Here is a 25,918-nt window from a genome sequence, read left to right on the forward strand (position 1 = left end):
GGTGTTCCGGCCGCGCCCAAGCTCACGCCGCCCGGGCCTCGTCGATCAGCGCCGCGATCCGGCCCAGCGTCAAACCCGTGAATGCATCCGCCCCCATCGCGCGGAAGCAATCGTAGGTTTCCTCGCATGCCAGCATGAAACCCACGACATGGAAAGAATCTACCTGTTCGAACAGCGGCCGTTCCGCGTCCAGTTCAGTCACACCCTCTTCCCTAAAGTACTCTCGAATCCAGCTTTCGATCTTGTCCATAGCTTAGCCTCGCTATTGCAACCGCACGTTCTTGATGCCCATGCTCACCAACCGGCTCCCCTCGGCCACCTCACCGCCCACGACGCACCCCACGCCGATGGAGCAATTCGCCCCGACCACCGAGCCAGGCAATACCACGCATTGAGCGCCGAAGATGCTGTAATCGCCGATGATCACATCGCCAGTCACCTTGCTGCGCTCCCCTCCCAGTCCCGGCTGTTGATACTCATCGCTCTTGGTGAAAATGCTGACATGGGTGGACAAGCCCGCTCCCCGGCCCATGACGATGCGTCCGCCCGTGCCGCCGAGGAAGCAAAAAGGGGAAATATGGGCACCGGCACCCACCTCTACATGGCCGGTCAATACCGCGAAGTCATCAATCCGTGCGCCATCTCCCAGACTACCACTGATCGCATGGAACACCGCACGATGCGAAACCTTGACATTATGGCCCACGGAAGAAAACCCCAGTGCCAGCAGTTGCTCCCGGCTCAGATTCTGCGACTGCATGATGTTACCCATCAGATGAAAAGATCAAAATCCGGCACTGCATCCACCACCTCGCCAGCAGCCATTCTCTCCAGCAGCAAGTTGGACTCGTGGCGAATGCAGTGGAAGGTGCAATGCTTGGCCGGGTCGACCCGATCCATCACCTTGGCTCGGCGATCTCCTTTCCACAATTCCTCCAGCGAAACCTTAGCGATGTCCCCGATGCGCATATTCAAATTGCCGCGGTGGTATGGGCAAACATAAGCGCCGCTCGGCGTGATGACGGTTCTCAGCTCCGCGGTCAGGCAGCGATTGTAAGGTTTGATCTGGGTGCCGATTCCATTGAGCGCCTCTTCCAGCGTGAATGGCGCGATGATCTTGAAGGATTCGTCCGCCAGTTCATGAATGCGTTTGAGACTGGCATTCACCATCTCCACCACCGACAAGTCCTGCTGCTGCAAGAAGTGCATCATGTCGAAAGCCGGCTTCAACTCGAAATAGTCGCAGCCGATATCCTTGGCCAACAGAGCCGCCTTTTCGATATCCACGGCGTTGGTGCTCAGCAGGCGGCCGTCGTCGGCGAATTTGGACAACAGCAAGAAGGAATAGCCCAGCAAGCCCTTCTTGCTCTTCGCCATTTTCCGCATGTTGTCGATGACCAGATTGAACTGCGACTTGCCGCTGGCATGCGGCCGGAATTCGGCGAAAACTTCCTCGCTGCCGGCATCCACAGATACCCGCAGCCAGCTGGTCTTGTCTACGCATTGCTCAAAGCTGCGCTGGATCAGCGTGCCGTTTGTGGTCACGCCCACTTTGATGCCGCTATCGTAAAGCGCGTCCACCAAAGCCGAGAACTTCGGGTGCGCCATCGGCTCGCCGCCGCCAATCAGCACCACAGCGCGCACGCCATGCTCGGCAAACTCCTGGGCCAAACGCAGCAAGCGTTCGTTGTCTATGCCGCCTTGGTTCAGCAAATTGGCGCTGATGCAATCGTGGCAAGCCAGATTGCAAGCCGTCGTCGGATCCAGTTCCACCACGAGCGGCGCTTTATTGCTCTTGTTCCACAAGAATTTATTGATGAAATCCTGAACGGACTCCTGCTTCAGTTTTTCCACTAAAGACAGTGGACGCGATATCTGTCCCATGCTGCACTCCCAATGATGCCTGCCGCCGGGCAGTCGGCCCGGCGCTATAGCTGCTTATCCAATCAAGACCGACTTCGGCAAGGAATACGTTTCCAATGCCCACGGACCGCACTCGCGTCCTACACCCGAAGCGGCGAAGCCGCCCACCGGCAGTTCCGGCAGCCACGCCTCCGGATCCGCGTTGATCCAAATCCGGCCCACCCTCAAGTCTCTGGCCAAGGACAAGGCCCGGCGGCTGCTTTCCGTCCATAGATAGACGGCCAGCCCGTATCCGCTGGCGGCCACGGCCGCGGAGAACTCATCGGCCGGCGCCCGGGTGATCGTGATGACGGGGCCGAAAATCTCCTCCGCCAACAAGGGCGAATCCAAGGGCACATGATCCAGCACCACAGGTCCCAGCCAATTACCCGGCCCGTCCATCCGGGAGCCCGGCAGCAGGTGAAGCTGATCGCCCGCCAAAGCCAACAACCGCTGAACCCTATGCTTCTCTCGCTCATTGATCATGGGCTGCAACTGCGCCGATTCGAGATAGCGCCTCAACTCGCCTTGCAACGCGTCCACAAACGCGTCGGCCGCAGACGGCTCCACCAGCACGTGGGTGCCCGCGATGCAGGCTTGGCCTGCATTGCGCAGCCCCCCCGCCAAAACGGCGGACGCCGCGCGCGGCAAATCGGCATCGGCGTGCACCAACACAAAATTATTGCCGCCCAATTCACTGCTGACTCGCTTGCCCCTCGCGACGGCGGCAGCCTCTATCTCCCGGCCGGCCTTGGTTGAGCCGACAAAAGCGATCATGTCGATAGCCTCGTGCTCGACCAGCGCCCGCCCTGCGTCCCGGCCCTCCCCAAAAACGACCTGCACCACGTCGGGGGGGAACAGTGGATTCGCCCGAATCGCCGCCGTCAGCATCGCGAGCGCGCCCACCGCCCACTCACTAGGCTTCACGATGACGCAGCACCCTGCCGCTAAGGCGAATGGCAGACGCTCGGCGGCTGTGATCAGCGGATAGTTCCAAGGCAAAATCATGCCCACCACGCCCAAGGGCTCACGCAGCGTCATCGCCAATGCGCCCGCCGAGCCGCCGTCCATGGACTCTTCCCTGACGGTGCGAGCCAACGCGGCGGCATAGTCCCACAAGCTAGCCGCGCCCTCCACCTCGCCCAGAGCCGTTTCCAGCGATTTGCCGGTATCCGCGGCCTCCGCGGCGGCCACCGCCTGGCTCTCGCTGCGCAACCAACGGGCGATGCTGGCCAGCGCTGCTGCCCGCTCAGCATTGCCCCGATGGCGCCAATGCTGACGAAACGCCACCCCAGCCCGCGCAGCAGCGGCAGCCACTTCGGCCTCATCGGCGCGAGGATAAGATCCGACAAGCGCCCCGGTGCGCGGATTGAAAGTCTGCGAGATGCCGTTCACTCCATCCCCTCCTGATAGCGCATCAGTCTTTTCATGGGTTTGCCGGACGCGGTGCGGGGTATCGAGTCCACCGCGACAATGCGATCCGGCCGCTGCAATTGCGGCAACGACGCGTTGAACAATCTACGCAGCTCATCCACCACCGCCGTTGGCTGGGCGCCTTCGCCTGCGACGAAGAAAACATCGTAGGTTTCGCCCCAGAACTCATCCAAACGCCCGACAGCATAGCATTCCTCGCATAGCCCAGCGCCATGGACCAAGTCCTCTATCTCAGCCAGATTGATAAACTCGCCGCCCTTCTTGATCGCGTCCTTGATCCGGCCCGAGATGAAGAGTTCGCCGTCTCGCAGGTAGCCGATGTCGCCCGTCCTGAAGGCCTGGCTTCGATCAAACGGGTCCAGCTCGCCATCCTGATTCAGATAGCCGAGCGCCATATAAGGGGTGGCGACCAACAATTCGCCATTAGCCTCATCATCCCGGCTGACCGCCACCTCCGGCATCACCCTGCCGACGGAGTAAGGGGCGCTGTCCGCATTTCCCATGCTGAAGGAACCGCCCAACTCTGTTATGCCAAAACATGGCGCGATGCCGGCGCCGAACTGCTTCAGGAAAGCCTCCTTGATCGACGGATAAAGGATAGAGCTAGTGGAAATCACCCGCGCGGCCCGCAAACATTCAGGATTGTGGGGGATGAATCTGGCTGTCTTGGTCAGCGTCGTAGCCATCGTCGGCGATAGGTAGACATAGTCTGGCTTGTGCAGATCCAACGACTGCCAGAAGCCGGCCAAATCGCGGGCGGCAAAGCGCTTGGCCAGCGCAACCCGGCCGCCGCTGACCAAGGGGCAGGCAAATAGATTGAACAAACCCGCGTTATAGAACATCGGCCAGTTGTGCAAGGTCACCTTGCCGGCGGCAAAGCCTGAAGCCAGGGCAAAGGCTCGCGCCGCGCCAAAGAAGTTCTTTAACGTTTGGACGATGCCTTTCGGCGCGCCGGTTGTGCCCGAGGAAAAAATGATCAGGAAAGGCTCGTCCAAGCCGCCCTGGCGCGCGCAATCCGGCAACGCCTCATCCACCGCATAAGCCAGCTGGTCATAGGACGTGATGGTCATGGCGGCGCGGCACAGCGCCTTGGTCTTCTTCAATTGAGCGATGGAAACCTCTGGGTCCAGCGGGCAAAGCGTCATGCCGCCCAGGGCCAGCGCCATGGCCAGCTCCAAATACTCGGGACGGTTATCCAGACTGACGACTACGCGGTCGCCATGACGGGCGCCCTGATGGACCAAATGATTCAGCAAGCGTACCGAGCGCTGCAGAAAATCGCGGTAGCGGATCGAGGCGCCGCTCTCCAACAGCAAAAATGGTTCGTCGAGATAAGGAGAAATCAATTCTTCGAAAAATTGATAACGCAATGCTGACATCTAGAATTTCTCCTTAAAGGAATGCCGATGGCGGAGTGCCGCCGCGGCCATCACAAGGCGTTGGCGACGCTCCGCCATCGGCATGGAAGATCAATTGGCGCGGAGCAGCATTTCCAGGCAAGCCATCACGGCGGCAACGCCGCTGGCGCCAGTCGCTGGGTCGAACTCCACAGAGCTGCGCCCCCCCTTGCCGGCGGCCCAATTGCTTACCAGGCATAGATGCGCATACGGAAGCTCCAGCTCGCGCGCCAATCCCGCCTCCGGCATGCCGGTCATACCTACGATATCGGCTCCGTCCCGCTCTAACTTGAGCACCTCCGCAGCGCTCTCCAGCCTTGGCCCCTGAGTGCAAGCGTAAACGCCGTCGCGGACCCCGCTGATGCCAGTCGCCGCGATAGCTTCTCCCAGCCGGCGCCTCAAGCCGCCATCGTAAGGCGAGGTGTAATCGACATGCACTACCGGACGCTCCGGCCCTTCGAAATAGGTATGCTTGCGACCCCAGGTGTAATCGATGATGTCGTGCGGCACCACCAGCCGGCCCGGCGCCATGTCGGGACGAATGCCGCCGACAGTGCCGATGGCGATTACGCCCTTGACGCCCTGGTTATGCAGCGCCCATAGATTGGCGCGGTAATTGATCTCATGCGGCGCCAGCGAATGGCCATAGCCGTGGCGGGCGATGAACACCACGTTTTGCCCGGCCAATTTGCCATAGGTCAGGGCGCATGATGGATCGCCATAAGGCGTGCGCACGACCTGGCGGTGAGTGACTTCCAGGACCGGCAGTTGGGCCAGTCCGCTGCCCCCGATGATTGCCAACATATTCATCCCCCTTTGTCGTTCTGAGCGGCTCCCGCATGGCGCTGGTCCATACCGTTCGACAATATCCCGCCGCTTTTCCTGATTATGTCCGAATCGGCGCGGGAATGGACAACTAATCCGCGTCGGCGCGGCGAGATGGCAGCATTACCTTGAACTTGTCTTTGTTCTTTACTCACCCCTCTCGCAAACGGCCCATCTACGGGCGGGATGGGCGTGTGGCTTGATCTTGATCAATTAGTTGATAATGGTTATCATTAGCAAATGAGTGCCAATCACGCCCCCACGCCCAAGCCCGGCGGCCCCGCCCCGGCGACGCCCATGCTGCACAGCCGCCAGCTGTTTGGAGGCGGACGCGAAATCCTGATCGAGCATCAGGGCGAGCTGTACCGCTTGCAGCTCACCCGCAACGGCAAACTGATACTGATCAAATAACCCCCGCCAGCCAGCCGACAGCCAGCCAGCGGAAACGACGACACACTGGAGTTTCCATGGCCCTGTTTCGCGCCCCCCCCTTGATGTTGAGCCTGGCCGCCGCCTGGCCGGCCTTCGCGGAAGACCTGCCGCCATCGCTTGAAACCGTTCAAGTCACCGCCCACCGCACCGAAAAACCGCTGGCCGAAACCGCGCCCAACGCCAGCGTGGTCTCTCGCCACAAGCTGGATGACAGGCTGATCCGCGACATCGCCGACGCCGCCAAGTACGAGCCGGGCGTGGAAGTCGCCTCCGATCCCAACCGCCGCGGCAACGCCGGCTGGACCCTGCGCGGCATCGACGGCAACCGCATCCTGATGCTGATAGACGGCGAGCGGCTGCCGGAAGCCTACGCCGGCGGCGGCAACGGCAACGGCGCCATCTCCGGCCGCGACTTCGTCGAGCTGGAAACGCTGCGCGCCATCGACATCGTCAAGGGCCCCACTTCCAGCCTGTACGGCTCGGACGCCATAGGCGGCGTCATCGGCTACCGCACCAAGACGGTGGACGACTTTGTGCCGGAGGAAACCGGCGTCGGCGGCAGCGCCAAGAGCTTCGGTTCGACCGCAGAAAAGAGCTGGGGCGGCAGCGCTGCCTTGGGCGTCAAGGGCGAGCGCGCCGACGCGATGCTGATCTACACCCACCGCAACGGCCATCAGGCCGACAACCTGGGCGGCAACGACAGCGCCTCCGCCGCGCGGACCACGCCCAATACGCAGGAGTGGCGCAGCGACAACGCGCTGGCCAAGCTCGGCTACCAGCTGGCTCCCCAACAACGCCTGGAACTGACGCTGGAGCATTTCCGCCGCGACACCGATACCCATCTGCTGAACACGCTGTATCCGGCTTATGTGTCCCGCGGCCGCCCCGTGCCAGCATTGCAGAATCAAGCCTCGGCCGACCGCACCCAGCGCGACCGGATTTCCCTCGCCTGGGAAGGCAAGCAGATAGGCCCGTTCGAGCGCCTGTCCGCCAAACTGTACCAGCAGAAGCTGGACAACGCCGACGACAGTCTGGCGCAGTACGGCGACGGCAGCCGCATCGCCTCCAACTACGGCTTCGAACAAAAAATCCGCGGCCTGATCCTGGAGGCCGAACACCGCTTCGCCGCGCTGTCGGCCGAGCACCAGCTGCTGTGGGGCGTCGACCTGTCGCGCACCGACACCAGCCGGCCGCGCATGAAAACCCAGTACCTGGCCAACGGCTCGAGCAATACCGTCATCGGCGGCGAAACCTTCCCCAGCAAAACCTTCCCGGACAGCACGTCCGACCGCATCGGCCTGTTCATCCAGGACGAAATGAAGTTCGCGGGAGGCATCGCCCTGTCGCCATCGCTGCGCTGGGACCACTACAAGATGCGCACCCAGCCGGACCAGGCCTATGCCAACAGCGGCGGCCAGGCCGTGCCCTCGTTCAGCGACGGCGCCTTCTCGCCCAAGCTGGGCCTGAGCATGCCGTTCGCCGAGCATTACACCGGCTTCGCCCAGCTATCGTCCGGCTTCCGCGCACCGCCGTTCGACGACGCCAATATGGCCTTCGTCAACCGCGCCTACGGCTACCAGGTCATCGCCAACCCTAACTTAAAGTCCGAAACCAGCCGCGGCGTGGAGCTCGGCCTCAAGGGCAAGTGGGAGCGCTTCGACTTCGGCCTCACCGCCTACGCCAACCGCTACCGCGACTTCATCGAACAGCAAAGCCTGGGCATGCAGAACGGCTTGCTGACCTACCAGTACCAGAACATCGGCCGCGTCGACATCAAGGGCGCGGAAGCCCGCGCCGGCTGGCGCGTTGCCCCGGGTTGGCAGCTGAACGGCTCCGTCGCCTACGCCCGCGGCGAGAATCTGGACGACAACACACCGCTCGCGTCCATCGCGCCGCTGTCCGCTGTGGCCGGGCTGCGCTACGACCAGGCCAGCTTCGGCGGCGAGGCGCTGCTGCGCGCCGCCGTCCGCAACACGCGCGTGGCCGCCGTGGCCCTGTCGCCGGCGTCTTCCGCGCAGACCGCCGGTTTCGAAGCGCCGGGCTACGCCACGCTGGACCTGACCGCCTACTGGAAGCCGGCCAAACACACCGTGCTGCGCGCCGGCGTGTTCAACGTCTTCGACCGCAAGTTCTGGAAAGCCGCCGACGTGCGCGGCATGGCCGCTAACGACGCCACGCTGGACCGCTACACCCAGCCCGGCCGCAATGTCGGCGCCAGCGCCGAGTACCAATTCTGATCCTGTCCATTTTCATCGCATCAAGGAGATTCACATGAGCCAGCTATGGGAACGCTACCAGTCGCTCAAAGCCAGCCAGCCGCGCCTGCGCGCGCGCGACGCCGCCGACGCGCTGCAAGTCAGCGAATGCGAGCTGGTGGCCGCCGACCCGGCCGCCACGCCGCTCAAGGCGGACTGGCCGCAAATACTGAGCGAACTGCACGCGCTGGGCCGCGTGATGGCGCTGACGCGTAACCACGCCTGCGTGCACGAAACCAAGGGCGACTACGCCAATGTGTCGTTTGAAGGCAAGGTGGGCCTGGCGCTGAACCCGGTCATCGACCTGCGCATATTCCTGTTCCACTGGCACCACGGTTTCGCGGTGCAGAGCGAGACGCCGCGCGGCACGCAACGCAGCCTGCAGTTCTTCGACCGCCACGGCGAGGCGGTGCACAAGGTCTACCTGACCGAAAGCAGCGATGTTTCCGCCTTCGACGCGCTGGTGGCGCGCCACGCCGCGCCGGCGGCCGACATCGCTCCGGAACCGGCCGCGCCGGCCGAGCCGGAGCAAGCGGACGAAGCCATAGACCAGGCGGCCTTCCAGGCCGAATGGCTGCAACTGAACGACGTGCACCACTTCCACGCCTTCCTGCGCCGCTGGCAGGTGTCGCGCCGCCAAGGCTTCCGCCTGGCGCCGGCCGGCCAGGCCTGGCGGGTGCGCGAAGACGCCGTGGAGCAGCTGCTGCGCCGCGCCTCCGCCACCGAAACGCCCATCATGGTGTTCGCCGGCAACCGCGGCATGATCCAGATCCACACCGGACAGGTTCGCAATGTACAGGTGGTGGGCGACTGGCTAAATGTGCTGGACCCGGACTTCAACCTGCACCTGCGCACCGACCGCATCGCCGAAGCCTGGATCACCCGCAAGCCGGGCGACAGCGGCGTGGTGACATCGCTGGAGCTGTTCGACGAGGCCGGAGAGTCGCTGGCGACGTTCTTCGGCGAGCGCAAGCCGGGCCGCGCCGAACGCGCCGAATGGGTGAAGCTCTTGGGCGAGCTGCCGACGCTGGAGCAAGCCAATGTCGCCTAAGCCCTGGATAGCCGGCCTGCTGCTGGCCGCGTCCGCCCTGCCCTGCCTGGCGGCGGAGCGGCTGGTGGTGGTGACGCCGGACATCGCCGAAATCGTCGTCGCGCTGGGCGCGGCCGGCCAGGTGGTGGGCCGCGACCGCAGCAGCCGCGAGCCGGAACTGGCCCATGCCCAGGTCGTGGGCTTTTCGCGCGCGCTGAACGCGGAAACCATCGCCGGCTTGAAACCGACCTTGGTGCTGGGCAGCGCCGCCGCCCAGCCGCCCACGCTGTGGCCGCAGCTGAAACAGCTGAAGCTGCGGGCCGAGGAAGTCAGCCCGCGCGAGGACGGCCGCGACTTCGCCGACTCCATCCGCAAGGTGGGCAAGCTGCTGGGCCGCGACGCCGCGGCCGACAAGCTGGCGGCGGACTGGCAGCGCGGCATGCAGCCGCGCCCGGCCCGCACCTTGCGCTATCTGGTGAGCTACGACGGCACGCTGGCGGCCGGCCGCGAAACCGCGCCGGACACGCTGATCCGCGCCGCGGGCGGCATCAACGCCGCGGCCGGGCTCTCCGGCTTCAAGCCGCTCAACCGCGACGCCTGGCAAACGCTGAAGCCGGACGTGATCATCCTGGGCAGCCACACCGCGGCGGCCTACGGCGGTAAGGATGCCTTCGCCAAGCGGCCGGAGATCGCCGCCACGCCGGCCGGCAAGCAGGGCCGCATCTACCTGATGGCGCCGCAACAGGCCATGTTGGTGGGTCTGCACAGCCCTGAAGTCGTCGACCAGATGGTGAAGATGTGAGCGCCCAGCGCTGGCTGTGGGCCGGCTTGATTGTCGCCAGCCTGGCGCTGCCCTGGCTGGCCTTGTCCAGTTCAGCCGGCCGCTTGGCCTGGCCGGACCTGGCCGACCCGCTGGTGACGCAGTTGCGGCTGCCGCGCATCGCCGCCGCCCTGGCCGTGGGCGCGGCGCTGGCGGCCAGTGGCGCCGCGCTGCAGGCGCTGTTCCGCAACCCCTTGGCCGATCCGGGCCTGATCGGTACTTCCGGCGGCGCGGCGCTGGCGGTGATCGCCGTGCTGGCGCTGGGCCTGGCCGGACTGTCGCTGCCGCTGGCGGCCTTCGGCGGCGGCCTCATCGCCACCTGGCTGATCCTGATGCTGGCGCGGCTGGCCAAGGGAGGCCTGGCCGGCCTGCTGCTGATGGGCCTGGTGGTCGGTGCCTTCTGCGGCGCGGTGTCCAGCCTGATTCTGTTTCTCTCCGACGACCTGACCTTGCGCGCGGCCAGCAGCTGGCTGGCCGGCAATCTGGGGGCCGCCCAGCCGGACCAGCTGTGGCCCTGCCTCGCTGTGGCCGGCCTGGGGATAGCCCTGCTGTGCGCCATAGCCCGCGACCTGGACGCCCTGCTGCTGGGCGAGGAAACCGCGCGCTCTCTGGGCGTGGACACCGTCCGCGCCCGCCGTCTGACGGCGATAGGCGCCGCGCTGGCCACCGGCGGCGCGGTGGCGCTGTCCGGCGTGATCGGCTTCGTCGGCATGATGATCCCCAACGCGCTGGCCCTGCTGGCGGGCGGCTGCCGCCGCCGGCTTATCCTGCTGTCGGCCTGGGCCGGCGCGCTGTTCCTGCTGGCGGTGGATACCTTGGCGCGCAACATCGCCTGGCCGCTGGACCTGCCGGTGGGCCTGATGGCGGCCTTCGCCGGCCCGCCTTTCTTCATCTGGCTGTTCCGCCGCCAACAAGGAAGCGCCAACCATGGCTGAGACAATGACGCTGAAAGTACGCGGGCTGGGCTACGCCATCGCCGGCCGCGCACTGCTGCGCGACATCCGGCTGGATCTGCCCGCCGGCCGGGTCAGCGCGCTGCTTGGTCCCAACGGCGCGGGCAAGACCACCTTGCTGCGGCTGCTGGCCGGGCTGGCCGCGCCCAGCCATGGCGCAGTGCGGCTGAACGGCCAATGCGTCAGCCGCATGGACGCGCGGCGCCGCGCCCGTCTCATCGCCTGGGTGCCTCAACATCTGCCGGCGGACATTCCGCTGACGGTGAGCGAGTTTGTCGCGCTGGGCCGCATGCCCTACCTCGGCGCTTTTGCCCGTGCCGCCGAGCCGGACCGCGCCGCGGTGGCCGAGGCCCTGGCCACGGTGGAGTTGGATGGCCATGCCGGCAAGCGGCTGGATGCGCTGTCCGGCGGCGAGCGCCAGCGCGCCGCCATCGCCCGCGCGCTGGCGCAGCAAGCGCCGCTGATCCTGCTGGACGAACCCACCAATCACCTGGACCTGCGCCATCAGCACAAGCTGCAGCTGCTGCTGCGCGAGTTGGCAGCTCAAGGCAAAACCGTGGTGCAGGTGCTGCATGATCTGACCTTGGCGGCGGAATACGCGGACCGCGTCGCCCTGCTGAACGACGGCAGGCTGGCGGCAGACGGCGCGCCGAACGCGGTGCTGACGCCGGAGAGATTGCTGGCGGTTTACCGCTGGCCGGTGCGGCTGCAACATCACATCCCGCCTTGGGCGGCCTGAAAATAATGGGAAAGCTGACGCGATGATCGGCTAACCATTATCATTCCATGACATTTGCAAACTGGCATGGCAATGACAAAAACCGTATTGATCACCGGCGCCGCCTCCGGCATAGGCTGGCGGCTGCTGCGACACTACGCCGCCGCCGACGGCTATCGCGCCATAGGCATGGATCTTGAAGCGATTCCGGACTGCGACGGCGCCAGCCGGCTGCGGCTTGACCTTGGAGATGAACGCGCCTGCCGGGCCGTCTTCTCCGGCATCGAGCAGATAGACCTGGCAATCAACTGCGCCGGCGTATCCAGCCAACGCAAACCGCTGCGGGACTTCGACGCGGCAGACCTCGCCGCCTGCTGGCAACAGAATGTGCTGCCGGCCTTCAACGCCATGCGCTGCGAAATCGACATCATGCGCCGCCACGGCGGCGGCCGCATCGTCAACCTCGCCAGCATCGCCGGCCATATCGGCATGCAGAACTTCGCCGCCTACGGCGCGGCCAAGGCCTCCATCCTGAACCTGAGCAAGGTGGCCGCCATCGAACATGCCGCGGACGGCATCCTGGTCAACACGATCTCGCCGGCCACCATAGACACGCCCATGATACGGCGCAAATACGGCGGCCAGCTGCGCGACTATAGCGGCGTCTACCCCAGCGGCGGCTGCGGCACCGTGGACGATGTGCTGTCCGTCGTCCGCATGCTGGAGCAAAACAACTTCATGACGGGCATGGACATCCCGCTGGACGGCGGCCTGACCAGCCTGTTCCGCATATAAGCTCCCCCCGCTGCAGACGCAAAAAAGCCGCCCGGCAAGGCCGCGGCGGCTTTTGATGCATGTCGGCGTCGTCTTACTTCAGCGCGTAGATCGCCGGCAGATTGCGCCAGGCGCCGCGCACGTCCATGCCATAGCCGAACACATAGCGGTCCGGCACATCCAGGCCGACGAAATCGGCCTGCATCGGTTTTTCCTTGCTGATCAGCTTGTTGGCGAACACGCCGCTGTAGAAGGCCTTGGCGCCCATCGCCATCACCTTATCGCGGATGGCGGCCATGGTGTGGCCTTCGTCCAGGATGTCGTCCAGCACCAGCACCACGCGGTCGCGCACGTCTTCCTTCGGCGCCTGTTTCCACACCAGCTCGCCGCCGTGGGTCTTGTCGCCGTAACGCGAAACATGGACGTAGTCGAAATCCAGCGGGAAGGCCAGACGCGGCAGCAACTGGCCGGTGAACACCACGGCGCCGCCCATCACGGACAGGACCAGCGGGTATTCCTCGCCCAGTTTCTCGGTGATTTCCACCGCCATGCGGTCGACGGCGGCGCTGACTTCCTCAGCGCTGAACAGCACATCCGAGCTGTTGATCAGACCACGGGCTTCGGCAATATTAGGCATGATGACTCCTTAACAAAACGGGCGGCGCCGCCTCAGGCGGCGCAATGGAAAAACAGTCAGTCGATTTTCAGCTCGCGCAGGAAGGCGGCGAACTCGCCTGCGACCTCGTGATGCTTCAAACCATAGTTGACGGTGGCCTTCAGGTAACCCAGCTTGGAGCCGCAATCATAGCGCGTGCCCTTGAACGGCAGCGCCAGCACCGGCTCGTCCTTCATCAGCGCGGCGATGCCGTCGGTCAGCTGGATTTCGCCGCCGGCGCCGGCGCGCGTATTCAGCAGCTTGTCGAAAATGCGCGGCGTCAGAATATAGCGCCCCACCACCGCCAAGGTGGATGGCGCCTCTTCCGGACGCGGCTTTTCCACGATGTGGCGCACGCGCTGGTTGCCCTTGGCGTCAGCCTCCACCTTGACGATGCCATAGGAAGCCGTCTCTTCCGGCGCCACCGTTTCCACGCCCAGAATGGAAGAATGGGTTTCGCCAAACAATCCCACCATCTGCTCCATGGCGCCCGGCGCGCCCTCGATCAGGTCATCGGCCAGGATCACCGCGAACGGCTCGTCGCCGACCACCGGCCGCGCGCACAGCACGGCATGGCCCAGGCCCAGCGCCTCTGCTTGGCGGATATAGATGCAGCTGACGGTGGGCGGAATGATTTCCTGCACCAGTTGCAGCAGCTTCTGCTTGTTCTTGTACTCGAGCTCGGTTTCCAGCTCATAAGCCTTGTCGAAGTGGTCTTCGATGGAACGCTTGTTGCGGCCGGTGATGAAGATCAGCTCGGTGATGCCGGCGGCGATGGCCTCTTCCACCGCATACTGGATCAGCGGCTTGTCGACGATGGGCAGCATCTCCTTGGGACTGGCCTTGGTGGCCGGCAAAAAGCGGGTGCCCAAACCGGCAACCGGAAACACGGCTTTAGTGATCTTCTTCATGCTAATTCCGAAATGTAAGTTGATTGATATGACAGCAAACAACAGCGCCGCATTCTAGCCCGTCTTCGCTCAAGGTCAAAATATCCGTCGGGCCGATAGCGCCTCAACCAGCTCCGTGATCAGCGGCCGCCAATCCACCGGCTGCGGTTGCCGCCACAGTCTCACCGACGGATACCAGGGCGCGGTCACCGCCTCGGTCAGGAAAAACGGCGCCCGCTCCGCGCGCAGCAAGGCCCAGACCGGCTTGCCCATGGCGCCCGCCAAATGCAGGATGGCGGTATCGACGCAGATGGTCAGGTCCATCTGCTCCACCAGCGCGGCGGTATCGGCGAAATCGCCGATTGCCGGCTGGATGACCAGGCCTTGCAATTCAGCGGGCAGCTCGCCCGGCTGCAGGGCATAAAAGTCTATGTCCGGCGTGCGGCAGAGCTCGGCGAACAAGGCCGGTGGCACCGACTTGTGCTGCCGATAGGCGTCGGCGATGCCGACGCCCCAGCGGCCGCTCTCCCACACCACCCCCACGCGCGGGCGGCCGTTGTCCGGCAGCGGCGGCGCGGCCGTCGGCACGGCGCGCAAATACGGCTCGCGCGGCAGATTTTCCAGCGTGACGCCCAACGCCCCGGGCAGCGACATCAGCGGCAGCTGGCAGTCATAGCGCGGCGCGGCGCTCTCCGGCAATAGTTCGATGCCGTCGAACTGGGCGAACAAGCGGTGGAAAGTCTGCGGGCAGGCAAAGAGGATGCGCGCGTCCGGGTGCGCGGCGCGAATCCGCGGCAGGAAACGCGCCATCTGCAGGCTGTCGCCCAGGCCCTGCTCTGACCACAGCAGCAGCGTGCGCGTGCCCAGGGCTTCGCCCTCCCAGCGGGCACCCTCATGGCGCGGCTTCAGGATGCAGCGCCAGCGCGCCTCGTACAGCGGCCAAGCCGCTTCATAATGCCCCGCCAGCAGCAAGGCGATGGCCAGGCTGAACTGCAGATTGGCGTCGTCGGGCGCCAGCGCCAGGCCGTTTTGCAGCACCGCGACGGCGTCGGTCAACAGCAAGGCGCTGATGCAGACATTGCCGAGATTGTTGCAGCGGCCCGGCGTCGGCCCGCCCAATTCTATGGCCTTCAGGAAGCAGGCGATGGCGTCGCGGTAGCGCAGCTGATGCTGGCGCACCACGCCCAGATTGCCCCAGGCGTCGACATGCCTGGGCTCCGCCGCCAGCGCCTCCTCAAGCAACTGGCCGGCCAGCTCCAGCTCGCCCAACTCTTTCAGCAAGACGGCCAAGTTGCTCTTGATATTGGCCGACATGGGATTCAGCGCCGCGGCGGCCATGTAGTCGTCCAGCGCCCTGGCGTAATCGCCTTGCTGCTGCCGCAGATTGGCCCGGTTCACCAGCGCCTGCCAGTTGCGCGGATCTTGCAATAAACAGCGATCATAGGCCGCGAGCGCGCCTGGAACATCGCCGGCGGCGACCAGCCGGTTGCCCTCGTCGAAATCCTTGCCCGTCCAGGCTTTCGCCACCGCTTTCAGCGCCATCTCGCTCTCCTCAATTCCCGGCCAGCAGGCTCTGCAGGCCGGCCTCGTCCAATACGGCGACGCCCAGCTCCTGCGCCTTGGCGAGCTTGCTTCCCGCTTCTTCGCCCGCCACCACATAATGCGTTTTCTTCGACACGCTGCCGGATACCTTGCCCCCGGCGGCTTCGATCAAGGCCTTGGCCTGATCGCGGCTCAAGGTCGGCAGCGTGCCGGTCAACACCAGCGTCTTGCCGTCCAGCGGCAACGCGGCGGCCTCCGCCGCCTCCGGCAGGCCGGCCAGTATCTCGTCGCGCAGGCCGGCCAAGCGGCCCACGGCCTCGCGCCGGCCGGGTTCGTCCAGCCAATCGGCCAGCGCGTTGACTACCTCCGCCGGCAGCGCCAGCGCCAGCAGCGCGCGGCGCTCGCTCTCGGCCAGCCAGGCCAGGCCGCGCTGCGCCGCCAGCTGCTGGCTGCGCACCTCGGTCAGCCGGGGGATGCCCAGCCGCGTCAACAGCGCGCCATCGTCCAGGCGCTCGCGCAGCTTAGGCGACGGCGCATGCTCGTCTGCAGGCTTCACCTCGGCCAGCAAGGCGTCCAGCGCTTTCTCGTTATTGTCCTCGGCGAAAAAGTCCGCCAGCGAGTCCGCCACCACGCCGCCAATGTCCGGCAGCGCGGCGAACAGCGCCGCCGGACAGCGGCGGATCAGCGCCATGCTACCTAGCCAGTCGGCCAGCGTCTTGGCGGTGGATTCGCCGACGTGGCGGATGCCCAGCGCGAACAACAGCCGCGCCAAGGGCGGCGTCCGGCTGGCGTCTATCGCCTCGATCAGGTTTTCCGCCCATTTGCTGGCCACCTTGCCGGCCTTGACCGTCTCCGGCGTGACGCCCTCGTCCTCGTCGGCGCGGCGCTTCATCTCCAGCAGGTCTTCCAGCTTCAGCCGGTACAGATCGGCCACGCTCTTGACGTAGCCGTACTCCACCAGCTTGTCGATATAGCGCTCGCCCAGGCCGTCGATGTCCATCATGCGGCGGCCGGCGAAGTGCTGGATCGCCTGGCTGCGTTGGGCGCGGCAAGACAGGCCGCCGGAGCAGCGGGCGATGGCTTCGCCTTCCTCTCGCATCACATGGCTGCCGCACACCGGACAGGCCGCCGGCAGGCGATAGGCCGGATATTGCGGCGCCTCTCCGGCGCTGAACAAGTCGCCGCCCTCTGCCGGCCGCATTGGCCGGCGCGCCAGCACCACGGACACCACTTCGGGGATCACGTCGCCGGCGCGGCGCACGATCACCGTGTCGCCGACGCGCACGTCCTTGCGCCTCACCTCGTCCTCGTTGTGCAAGGTGGCGTTGGTGACGGTGACGCCGCCGACGAACACCGGCTGCAGCCGCGCCACCGGGGTGATGGCGCCGGTGCGGCCCACCTGCTCCTCGATGGCCTCCACCACGGTCAGCGCTTCCTCCGCCGGGAATTTATGGGCGATGGCCCAGCGCGGCGCGCGCGACACGAAGCCCAGCGCGTCCTGCAGCTCGCGCCGGTTCACCTTGTACACCACGCCGTCTATCTCGAACGGCAGGCCGGCGCGACGCGCCAGCACGCCTTCGTAATAGCCGGACAGTCCCGCCACGCCGTTGACCACGGGCCGCAGGCTTGCCTCCACCACCGGGAAGCCCAGCTGTTTCAGCCAGTCCATCTCGCCGGCATGGATGTCCGGCCACACCGCGCCCTCTACCTGGGCGATGGCGTAGGCGAAAAACGACAGCCGGCGCTGCGCGGTGATGCGCGAATCGAGCTGGCGCAGGCTGCCGGCGGCGGCGTTGCGCGGATTGGCGAAGGTCTTGTCGCCGCGGGCGACCTGATCGGCATTCAGGCGCTCGAAATCGCGCTTCAGCATCAGCACCTCGCCGCGCACCTCCAGCAGCGCTGGCGGATGCTCGCCGTCCAGCCTCAGCGGAATGGCGCGTATGGTGCGCACGTTCTCGGTCACCTGCTCGCCGGCCACGCCGTCGCCGCGGGTGGCGGCGCGGGTCAGCACGCCGTTTTCATACAGCAGCGAGATGGCCAGGCCGTCGAACTTCGGTTCGGTGGCGTACTCCACTTCCGCGGCATCCAGGCCCTTGCGCACACGCTCGTCGAACTGGATCAGCTCGGCGTGGCGCTCGGACGGATCGGCCAGCTGCATATCGGAAAAGGCGTTGGACAGGGACAGCATGGGCACGGCGTGCACGACGCTGTCGAATTCAGACAAAGGCGCGCCGCCTACGCGTCGGGTCGGCGAATCGGCCACCGCCAGTTCTGGATGCGCCTCTTCCAGCGCCTGCAGTTCTCGGAACAGCCTGTCGTATTCGGCGTCGGGCACCGTCGGCGCGTCCAGCACGTAGTACTCGTGGCCGTAGCGGTTCAGCAGTTCGCGCAGCTCGGCCGCGCGCGTTTCATATGCGGTCATCGGTCACTCTCGAACGGCAAAAGGGCCGGCATGGCCGGCCCTGAAATCATGATTCATCCCTCGCTCAGGCAAACAGACGCAGCGCGGCCACGCTGCCCGGCGCGATGCCGCGGTCGTCCATGCTGCCGTAGATGTGCAGCAACTGTTCGCGGATGCGGGACAGGCCGGCGTCGGTCAGCGCGCGGCGGTTGTCGTCCACCAGCTGGGCATCGAACTCCTGCGCCAGCTGATGGGCAAAATGCACGGCGCGGTCGAACACGTCCACGCCGCCGGCCACGCGCGGCACATCGAACAGCAGCGTCAGCGCCGGAAAGGTCTTGTCCAGCAAGGTGTGGAAGGTGAACGGCATCTGGTCCGCCGCCACCAGGGAATAAAGGGTATTGCCGGAGTCGGCCAGGTAGTGGAAGGCGCCGTCCGGCTCCAGCTGCAGGCCGGCCGCCTCGACGAAGCTGCGCAAGCGCGCGCCCTCCATCGGCGTCTTGGGCACGATGTTGATGCCGATCAGCACATCCACGTCGGCGCAGAAACGGTCCAGCTCGCGCGCCGCCACCAGTTTCTGCTGGCGCTGCGGGAAACTGACGGCCGCGTCATGGTCCTCGGCGAAACGCGATACCTGCTGGCAAAACGCCGCCAGCTCCTGCTCGGTTACCGCGCCGGAACGGTCCACCATCTGCATGCTGACGTTGATCTGCTTGTAACGCGTGCCGGGAAGCGCTTCCGCCACCTTCCACAGGCCGCGCTCGGTGCGGCCTATCATCTGCGTGCGCTTGCCCACATTGAATCGCGGCATAGCCGCCAGCTCATGCGGTTCGTGGAACACCACCTCCGCGATGAAGTCCAGCGAAGGATCCAGCATGGCCACCACCAGCGCCTGATGGTCGGCGGAGTCCATCGCCAGCTCCGACTCGTCCTCTTCCTCGATCACCGGCACCTCGGGCGCCGGCGCAGCCTCCTGGCGCGGCGCGGCGGCGCGGGGGGATTCCGGCTCCGCCACCGGCGTGTCCGGCAGCACGGGTTCAAACCGCGCCGCGGCATCGTCGCGCTCGTCAAAATCGACATCGACCAGCACCGGCTCCATGCGGTCGCCGCGGCCGTCGCGCACATTATTCTTGGGCACGTCCAACAGCACGTCATCCTGCGGCCGCGCAAACGCCTGCTGCGTGCGTTTGCGGAAGCGCCACTCCTGAAACATGTTGAAGCCGAACACCAAGGCGATCACGCCGCCGCCTAATATCAATACACCAATCTGTAATTCGCTCATCAGCCAGTCCGCTATTAAGGCGAATAAGTTCGAAGCCCAACCCTGTCCCCTTGGACCCTATCGCCGGGCGGCTTCCCGCTATTATCCTGTCATTTCTCCGCCTTGGAAGAAACGGCGGAGGCCCGCTCCGGGAGGGGCATTCCACGCTCATTATAACGAAAGCCCGTCTCGGCGCACCATGCAGAGATGCATAAACGCTTGACAAAGGATGACACCACGCATTTGTCATCAAGCCTTCAGCGAGCAGACGGTATGCTTGCGGAACCCGCGCCGAATCCGCATGTCGGACAAGGCCACAAGGATGAACATGACATTTCTGACAGGAGCCATTATCCATAGCGCGTGCCAGAATTGTAGGTAACTCTGCTAGAGGGTCGTACTAGCCTGCACAACACTGCTTAGAACAGCACGGGGATTCCTTACGATGAAAAAATCCGAGCAAGCCAGCTTCCTGCCTGTCGTACGCGAGCTGTCGCGCACCTATCAGGCATTCGAACAGTTCGCCAGCCACCATATCCGCCGGCTGGGACTGACGCCTCCCCAATTCGACGTGGTGACCACGCTGGGCAACAATCAGGGCATGAACTGCAAGGAGTTGTCCGATCACACGCTGATCACCAAGGGCACGCTGACCGGCGTGTTGGACCGCCTGGAAGACAAGGGCATCGTCGTGCGCAGCATGCAGCCCAACGATCGCCGCAGCGTCTTCGTCGCGCTGACCCCGCATGGCCAGGAGTTGTTCAAACAGGCGTTCCCGGCCCATCTGGACTATATGCACAACGCCTTCCAGCAGTTCGGCGAACACGATTTGTCCAGTTTTTGCAATGAGCTGGGCCGGCTGCGCGCCAGCTTCAGCCGCGCCCTTCAGCAACAGGAAAGCGAGCCGGCCTGAACGCCGCCCGCTATCTGTCCGCCTGAAACCGGATAGGCACCGACAGCGTGGACTCGACGGCCTGTCCGCCCCGCATGGCAGGCGCGAAACGCCAGCGGGAAACCGCTTCCTGCGCCGATTGATCGAGTCTGCGGAATCCGCTGCTGCGCGCCAGCGTCACCGACAGGGCGCGGCCATCGACACCCACTCGCACCCTGAGCAGCACCAAGCCCTCCTCTCCCAGCTGACGCGAGCGCTCTGGGTAGGGGGGCTGAGGATTTTCCAGATAAGACGGGGCATGTATGGCCTCACGGTCCCCCGCCTGCCGCTGGCCATCCTCGGCACCGGCCCCCTGGACAGCCATGCTTGGTGCCGGGGCAACCATCGCCGACCGCCCTTTCCCAGGCAATGCCCTCGCGCCTTCCGCGGCGCTTGATCGCGCCAATGCAGGCAAGGCGGAGGAGACCGGCGCGGCTGGCGCGGTTTCCGGCCTTGCCCCAGGCGTCTTTGGCCAAAATGCCGACCGCGCCGGCAAGGCAGGCGATTCGCGCCTAGCGGCCGGCAACCTATGACCCAACCCAGATTTGCCGGGGAAAGGCCGCATAGCGACGGTCAACTGTCGTGGTGGAACCGGCTTCACCGCGCCCGGCCAGCCCTCGTGCCAGCCCCACAGCAGCAGCCCATGCGCCAGCAAGGACAGCAGCAGAGCGATCCGCATCGCCGTTCTCAGCACCGCATCTCCGCGCCCGGCCGGCTGTAATGCCACCACGCCACGGCCATGCACGCCAGGTAGAACAGAAAGAACAACGCAAAAGCCGGCACAAAACTGCCGAACCAGTCCAGCGCGGAGCCGAAAGCCTTGGGAATGACAAAGCCGCCGAAGGCCGCCATCACGGAACTGACATTCATCGCCGAGGCGCCGCGGCGGCCGCCTCGTTGATAGGCTGATTGCAGGCTGTCGCCGCGCGCGCTCGCCTCCCGCCCGGCCAGGATCAGAAAAACCTTGGGCGACAGCTGGTAAGACGAGCCGTTGCCAATGCCGGCGGCGAAAAAGATCAGCTGGAACATGCCCAGGCACCACCAGAATGAGCCGCCGCTGGTCGCTGTCGGCAGGCTCAGATAGACGCCGGCCGTGCCCAGCGCCATCAGCAGATTGGCCGCCACGGTGGCGACGCCGCCGCCGATGCGGTCCCCCATCCAGCCGCCCAGCGGCCGGGCCAGAGCGCACACCATGGGTCCGACAAACAGATAGGGGCTGGCGTCCAGCTGCGGAAACATGGCGCGCGCCAGCAAGGGAAAGGCCGCGGAAAATCCAAGGAAGGTGCCGTAGCTGCCCATGTAAAGCAGGCAGATATACCAGGTATGCGCATCGCGCATCGCATCCAGCTGGTCATGCGGTGTGATGCGCAGCTTGGGCAAATCGTGGGCGTAGAGCAGGCAGGCCAGGGCCACCAGCACAATCAAGGGTATCCAGACATAGGCCGCGTTCTGCAGCCAGACAAAGTGCACCTCGCCGCCGCGTCCCCACACTTGCGGTTCGCCAGCCGCGATGCCGAACAAGGGATAGAGTATGCACAGGGGGATCAGCAGCTGCGCCGCCGACACGCCTAGATTGCCCAGGCCGGCATTGATGCCCATGGCCAGCCCCTTCTCGGACTTGGGGAAGAAAAAGCTGGTATTGGACAGGTGCGAGGTACTGGCGCCGCCGCCCAGGCCACACAGTCCGGCCACCAGCAAGAGCTGCCAGAACGGCGAGGCGATGTCCTGCACCACCCGGCCTACGCCCCAAGCCGGCAGCAGCAGCAACAAGGTAGACAAGCCCATCCACAAGCCGCCGCCCACCCAGCTCCAGATCAGGGAATAGGCCAGACGCGTGAGCGCGCCCACCAGCGGCGGGATGGACACCAGCAGGAACTGCTGCTCGCCGGAGATCAGGAACCCTACGGCGGGCAGGTTCAGCACCACCATGCTCCACATCATCCAGATGTTGAAGTTCAGGTGCAGCGATACCGTGGACAGCCACAGATTGCGCCGCGCGATGGCGCGGCCCCGGCTGAGCCAGAAAATGACGTTCTCCGGCTCCCAACGCTTGATGCTTACAGTCATGAGACGTCTTCTCCGATGACGGAATGGCGCGGCCAGACTGTTGCAATCCGCTCAACCTGCCGGCGGCGCAGTATGCCATCGCCGGCGGACGGCGGACTTTGCGCCGCGTCAATCCCGGCATCAGGCCGTTTCGCGCATCTTCAGGGCCTCGACGATGTCCACCGCCACGATGCGGCTGACGCCCTGCTCCTGCATGGTCACACCCACCAGTTGCTCGGCCATCTCCATCGTCAACCGGTTGTGTGAAATATAGAGGAACTGGGTGCGCTCCGACATTTGCTTGACCAGATCGCAGAAGCGGCTGGTATTGGCGTCGTCCAGCGGCGCGTCTACCTCGTCCAGCAGACAGAACGGCGCCGGATTCAGGGAAAACAGCGAGAACACCAGGCTCATCGCGGTCAGCGCCTTTTCGCCGCCGGATAGCAGGTGAATGGTGCTGTTCTTCTTGCCCGGCGGCTGGGCGATGATCTGCACCCCGGCGTCCAGCAAGTCCTCGCCGGTCAGCACCAGCTCGGCGCGTCCGCCGCCGAACAGCGTGGGGAAGAACTCTCGCATCTTGGCGTTGACCGCGTCGTAAGTGGCTTGCAGCATGTCGCGCGTTTCGCCGTCTATCTTGGCGATGGCGTCGAGCAGCGTTTCCATCGCCTGGTTCAGGTCGGCCGACTGGTTCTGCAGGTATTCGCCGCGCTTCTTGGCCTCGTCCAGCTCCTGCAAAGCCGCCAGATTCACCGCGCCCAGGCCTTCCAGCGCGCGCGCCAGCCGGGCGATTTCCGCCGCCAGCGCGTTGGGCTTCACCCCCTCGTTCAGGTCGGCCAACAGCGCGGCCTCGTCGGCCTGGGCTTGAGCCAGTTCCTCGGCGAAGCGCTCCATCGCCAGCCGCGCTTCCTGGTGCTTGAGCAGCCAGTCCGAACGCGCCTCGCGCAGCGCCGGCAGCGCCGCATTGGCCTCCTGCTGGCGCTGGCTGATCTCGCGCATGCGCTCGGTCAGATGGTTCAGCTGGTCGCGCGCCGCCGCCAGCGCCGCGTCGCGTGTTTCGCGCTCGGCCAGCGCCAGCTGCAGCGTCTCTTCCGGCACCGTCTCGTCCACCGTTTCGGACTCTACGGCCAGCGTCTCCAGGCGTTCCTGCAGCTGCTCGTCGCGGTCGGCCAGTTCTCGGCCGCGGCGCGACAGCTCGGCGACCTTCTGCTCGGCGCTATGCAAAGCCAGCTTGATCTCGTGCAACACGCGCTCGGCGTCGCGCGCCTTGTTGCGCGCCAACTCCAGCCGCGTTTCGGCATTGAGCCTGTCCAGACGCGCCTCCTCCAGCTGCAGGCTCAGTTCTTCCAAGGTCAATGCCGCCTCTTCGCCCATCAGCTCGGCCTCGGCGATGCCGTCTTCGGCATGTTGCCTCTCCTCGGCGATGCGGCCGCGCTCGGCCTCAATGGCGGCGAGGCGGGCGGCGCCCTGGCGCGCCGCCTGGTCCAGCTTGACGTGCTCCAGCGTGGCGGCGTTGAGTTCCGCCTCCAGCCGGGTCAGCGAGCCCTTCTGGCCGCGGACCGCCTCGGCCAGCATATTGCCCATGCTTTGCAGACTGTCTCGCTTCTTCTGCATGGTTTCGATTTCCGGCCGCAGCGCCTCGGCGCGGGCCGCCGCCTCGTCCAGCTGCCGCTTGCGCGCCATCAGGCCGTCGCCGCTGGCTTCGGCATGGAAACGCACGCTGACGGCGTCCACGCGATGGCCTTCCGGCGTCAGCCAGCATTCGCCGGCCGCCAAATCGCCGCGCCGCGCCAAGGCAGCGTCCAAAGTATCGGCCAGGTAGACGCCGGCCAGCCAGTCGGCCAAGGCCGCGTCGAACGGCGCCTGCGCCTTCACGTCTGCCCGCAGCGACGGCCAGCTGCGAGCGGGCAGCCCCGCGGCAGGCGCGCGCTTGCCGTCTACCAGCGTCAGCGCCGCCGGCGGTTGTCCAGCGGGCAGGGAGGCGGCGCGGGCGGACAGGCGCTCGCCCAATACCGCCTCCAGCGCCGGCTGCCAGCGCGCGTCCACTTGCAGCGATTGCCACAGCTGCGGCGCATCGGCCAGGCCATGCGCGTCCAGCCAGCCGGCCAGCTGCTCGTCCGCCGCCTCGCGCTGCAGCAGCGCGGCCAGCGCGGCGGCCTCGGCCTCGGCGCGGGCCAGCTCGGTGCGCTTGGCGGACAATAGCTGATCCAGTTTCTCGCGTTCGGCGGCCAGGTCCGCCTGCTTGGCCTCGTCGGCCACCAGCCGCGCCCGCACCGCGTCCAGCGCGGCCTTGGCCTTGTCGACTTCTTGCTGCGCCGCCTCCAGCGCATGGTGCTCGGGCAGGTTCAGATCGGACAGCTCGCGCGTCAGCGCGGCATCGCGGCCGGCCAGCTGCTGCAGGCCGCGTTGCCAGTGTTCGATTTTCTGGCGCGACAGGTCGCGCTCGCGCGTCAGATTGGCCTGCTGCGCGATCAATTGCGCCTGCTGCTGGTCCAGCTGGCGGAAAGCGGCCTCCGCGGTCGGCAGCTCGTCGGCGCCGTCCTCCAGCGCCATCTGCGCCTCTTCCTGCCGCAGCTGCGCCTCTTCCAGACGCGGCAGCCAGTCATCCAGCTCCGCCTCCACCTGCTGCCGATTGTCGGCCAGTTGCTGGCGCTCTCCGCGCGCGGCCAGCAGATCGCGCTCCAGCCGCTGCCGGCTTTGCTCGCGGTGGCGCTGCGCTTCTTCCAGGCGGGCCAATTGGGCATTGGCCTCGAATAGATGCTGCTGCGCCTCGTGCACCGCGTCGCTGGCGGCGAAGTGCTGCTCGCGCACGGTCTCCTGTTCGGTTTCCAGATGGGTGGCCGCGGCTTCCAGCGCGGCTTCTTCGGTTTCGATGCGCGCCAGCTCGCCGCGCGCGTGCGCCTCGTTGCGGGCCGCCTCCTCGCGCCGCGCCAGCGCCAGCAGATTTTGCTTATGGGTCAGCGCGCCGCGCATGTCGTGGTATTGCGCGGCCACTTCGGCCTGCTCCGACAGGCGCTCCACCTGCCGCTCCAGTTCCTGTTGCAGGTCGGCGATGCGCTCCAGATTGGCGCGGGTGTCGGTCAGGCGGTTTTCGGTCTCGCGGCGGCGCTCCTTGTACTTGGACACGCCGGCGGCTTCTTCCAGATAGGCGCGCAGCTCTTCCGGCCGCGCCTCGATGATGCGCGAGATCATGCCCTGCTCGATCACCGCGTAGCCGCGCGCGCCCACGCCGGTGCCGAGGAACAGGTCGGTGATGTCGCGCCGCCGCACCTGCTGGTTGTTGATGTAGTAGCTCGATTCTCCTTGCCGCGTCAGCACGCGCTTGATCGCCACCTCGGCATACTGGCCCCAGGGGCCGGTCAGCAGGCCGTCGCCGTTATCGAACACCAGCTCCACCGAGGCGCGCGATACCGGCTTGCGCGTGGACGAGCCGTTGAAGATCACGTCCTGCATGGACTCGCCGCGCAGCTGCTTGGCCGAAGACTCGCCCAGCACCCAGCGCACGGCGTCGATCACATTCGACTTGCCGCAGCCGTTGGGGCCGATCACCGCCACCAGCTGGCCCGGCACCGCAATGCTGGTGGGGTCGACGAATGACTTGAAACCGGCGAGCTTGATATGGGTCAGGCGCAAAACATCCTCGCAGCAAAAGGGA

General features: G+C 65.6%; 22 protein-coding genes. 8 read left to right on the forward strand and 14 right to left on the reverse strand.

Annotated features, from left to right (window positions below):
* Positions 1–22: 22 nt before the first annotated feature.
* From FYK34_RS14120 to FYK34_RS14145, 6 genes are all read right to left on the reverse strand, one after another.
* Entirely contained in the window at positions 23–250 is a 228-nt protein-coding gene (locus FYK34_RS14120) for a hypothetical protein (RefSeq protein ID WP_149297449.1), read from the reverse strand.
* 12 nt (positions 251–262) lie between these two features.
* A complete protein-coding gene (locus FYK34_RS14125; protein ID WP_149297451.1) occupies positions 263–760 on the reverse strand; it encodes an acyltransferase in 498 nt (165 codons plus the stop codon).
* Between the two features lie 11 nt (positions 761–771).
* Positions 772–1,884 carry a radical SAM protein gene (locus FYK34_RS14130; RefSeq protein ID WP_149297453.1) on the reverse strand — a complete coding sequence of 371 codons (1,113 nt, stop codon included), beginning with the start codon at positions 1,882–1,884 and terminating at the stop codon, positions 772–774.
* Between the two features lie 54 nt (positions 1,885–1,938).
* The gene (locus FYK34_RS14135) at positions 1,939–3,297 is read right to left on the reverse strand and encodes an aldehyde dehydrogenase family protein (protein ID WP_149297455.1); all 1,359 of its coding nucleotides are present in this window, start codon (positions 3,295–3,297) and stop codon (positions 1,939–1,941) included.
* Positions 3,294–4,715, reverse strand: a complete 1,422-nt coding sequence (locus FYK34_RS14140; protein ID WP_149297457.1) for a class I adenylate-forming enzyme family protein — start codon at positions 4,713–4,715, stop codon at positions 3,294–3,296. The genes FYK34_RS14135 and FYK34_RS14140 overlap by 4 nt, the downstream gene beginning before the upstream one ends.
* A 90-nt stretch (positions 4,716–4,805) precedes the next feature.
* Entirely contained in the window at positions 4,806–5,537 is a 732-nt protein-coding gene (locus FYK34_RS14145; protein WP_149297459.1) for an S-methyl-5'-thioinosine phosphorylase, read from the reverse strand.
* Between the two features lie 261 nt (positions 5,538–5,798).
* Here FYK34_RS14145 and hemP point away from each other — a divergent pair, with 261 nt between their 5' ends.
* The 7 genes from hemP (at position 5,799) to FYK34_RS14180 (ending at position 12,561) form a co-directional block, all read left to right on the forward strand.
* Entirely contained in the window at positions 5,799–5,969 is a 171-nt protein-coding gene (gene hemP, locus FYK34_RS14150) for a hemin uptake protein HemP (protein WP_149297461.1), read from the forward strand.
* A 56-nt stretch (positions 5,970–6,025) separates the two neighbouring features.
* Positions 6,026–8,227: a TonB-dependent hemoglobin/transferrin/lactoferrin family receptor gene (locus FYK34_RS14155; protein WP_149297463.1), complete on the forward strand. Its 2,202-nt coding sequence runs from the start codon at positions 6,026–6,028 to the stop codon at positions 8,225–8,227.
* A 34-nt stretch (positions 8,228–8,261) separates the two neighbouring features.
* The gene (locus tag FYK34_RS14160) at positions 8,262–9,296 is read left to right on the forward strand and encodes a hemin-degrading factor (protein ID WP_149297465.1); all 1,035 of its coding nucleotides are present in this window, start codon (positions 8,262–8,264) and stop codon (positions 9,294–9,296) included.
* The gene (locus FYK34_RS14165) at positions 9,286–10,077 is read left to right on the forward strand and encodes a heme/hemin ABC transporter substrate-binding protein (RefSeq protein ID WP_149297467.1); all 792 of its coding nucleotides are present in this window, start codon (positions 9,286–9,288) and stop codon (positions 10,075–10,077) included. Before FYK34_RS14160 ends, FYK34_RS14165 begins: the two co-directional genes overlap by 11 nt.
* Positions 10,074–11,030, forward strand: coding sequence for a FecCD family ABC transporter permease (locus tag FYK34_RS14170; protein WP_231137268.1), 957 nt, complete (start codon positions 10,074–10,076; stop codon positions 11,028–11,030). Before FYK34_RS14165 ends, FYK34_RS14170 begins: the two co-directional genes overlap by 4 nt.
* On the forward strand, positions 11,023–11,787 hold the full coding sequence (locus FYK34_RS14175) for an ABC transporter ATP-binding protein (protein WP_149297469.1): 765 nt from the start codon (positions 11,023–11,025) through the stop codon (positions 11,785–11,787). Before FYK34_RS14170 ends, FYK34_RS14175 begins: the two co-directional genes overlap by 8 nt.
* Before the next feature lie 66 nt (positions 11,788–11,853).
* Positions 11,854–12,561: an SDR family NAD(P)-dependent oxidoreductase gene (locus tag FYK34_RS14180; RefSeq protein ID WP_149297471.1), complete on the forward strand. Its 708-nt coding sequence runs from the start codon at positions 11,854–11,856 to the stop codon at positions 12,559–12,561.
* A 73-nt stretch (positions 12,562–12,634) separates the two neighbouring features.
* On the opposite strand, the gene FYK34_RS14185 is transcribed toward FYK34_RS14180, so the two are convergent.
* The 5 genes from FYK34_RS14185 to FYK34_RS14205 form a co-directional block, all read right to left on the reverse strand.
* Positions 12,635–13,177, reverse strand: coding sequence for a hypoxanthine-guanine phosphoribosyltransferase (locus FYK34_RS14185; RefSeq protein WP_149297473.1), 543 nt, complete (start codon positions 13,175–13,177; stop codon positions 12,635–12,637).
* Between the two features lie 56 nt (positions 13,178–13,233).
* On the reverse strand, positions 13,234–14,106 hold the full coding sequence (galU, locus tag FYK34_RS14190; RefSeq protein ID WP_149297475.1) for a UTP--glucose-1-phosphate uridylyltransferase GalU: 873 nt from the start codon (positions 14,104–14,106) through the stop codon (positions 13,234–13,236).
* Between the two features lie 75 nt (positions 14,107–14,181).
* Positions 14,182–15,627: a tetratricopeptide repeat protein gene (locus FYK34_RS14195; RefSeq protein WP_149297478.1), complete on the reverse strand. Its 1,446-nt coding sequence runs from the start codon at positions 15,625–15,627 to the stop codon at positions 14,182–14,184.
* Positions 15,628–15,637: 10 nt separating this feature from the next.
* Positions 15,638–18,049: an NAD-dependent DNA ligase LigA gene (gene ligA / locus FYK34_RS14200; protein WP_149297480.1), complete on the reverse strand. Its 2,412-nt coding sequence runs from the start codon at positions 18,047–18,049 to the stop codon at positions 15,638–15,640.
* Between the two features lie 64 nt (positions 18,050–18,113).
* Complete coding sequence (locus FYK34_RS14205; RefSeq protein ID WP_149297482.1) at positions 18,114–19,310, reverse strand: cell division protein ZipA C-terminal FtsZ-binding domain-containing protein; 1,197 nt, start codon at positions 19,308–19,310, stop codon at positions 18,114–18,116.
* A gap of 424 nt (positions 19,311–19,734) precedes the next feature.
* Here FYK34_RS14205 and FYK34_RS14210 point away from each other — a divergent pair, with 424 nt between their 5' ends.
* Positions 19,735–20,202 carry a MarR family winged helix-turn-helix transcriptional regulator gene (locus tag FYK34_RS14210; RefSeq protein WP_149297484.1) on the forward strand — a complete coding sequence of 156 codons (468 nt, stop codon included), beginning with the start codon at positions 19,735–19,737 and terminating at the stop codon, positions 20,200–20,202.
* Positions 20,203–20,212: 10 nt separating this feature from the next.
* Here the strand turns inward: FYK34_RS14210 and FYK34_RS20520 are convergent, their stop codons facing one another.
* The 3 genes from FYK34_RS20520 to smc form a co-directional block, all read right to left on the reverse strand.
* A complete protein-coding gene (locus FYK34_RS20520) occupies positions 20,213–20,545 on the reverse strand; it encodes an energy transducer TonB (RefSeq protein ID WP_168209753.1) in 333 nt (110 codons plus the stop codon).
* A 362-nt stretch (positions 20,546–20,907) separates the two neighbouring features.
* Entirely contained in the window at positions 20,908–22,287 is a 1,380-nt protein-coding gene (locus FYK34_RS14220) for an MFS transporter (RefSeq protein ID WP_149297488.1), read from the reverse strand.
* A 120-nt stretch (positions 22,288–22,407) separates the two neighbouring features.
* Positions 22,408–25,896 carry a chromosome segregation protein SMC gene (smc, locus tag FYK34_RS14225; protein WP_149297490.1) on the reverse strand — a complete coding sequence of 1,163 codons (3,489 nt, stop codon included), beginning with the start codon at positions 25,894–25,896 and terminating at the stop codon, positions 22,408–22,410.
* Between the last annotated feature and the right edge of the window lie 22 nt (positions 25,897–25,918).

Source organism: Chromobacterium paludis (genome assembly GCF_008275125.1).
In the GTDB taxonomy this organism is placed as follows: Bacteria; Pseudomonadota; Gammaproteobacteria; order Burkholderiales; family Chromobacteriaceae; genus Chromobacterium; species Chromobacterium paludis.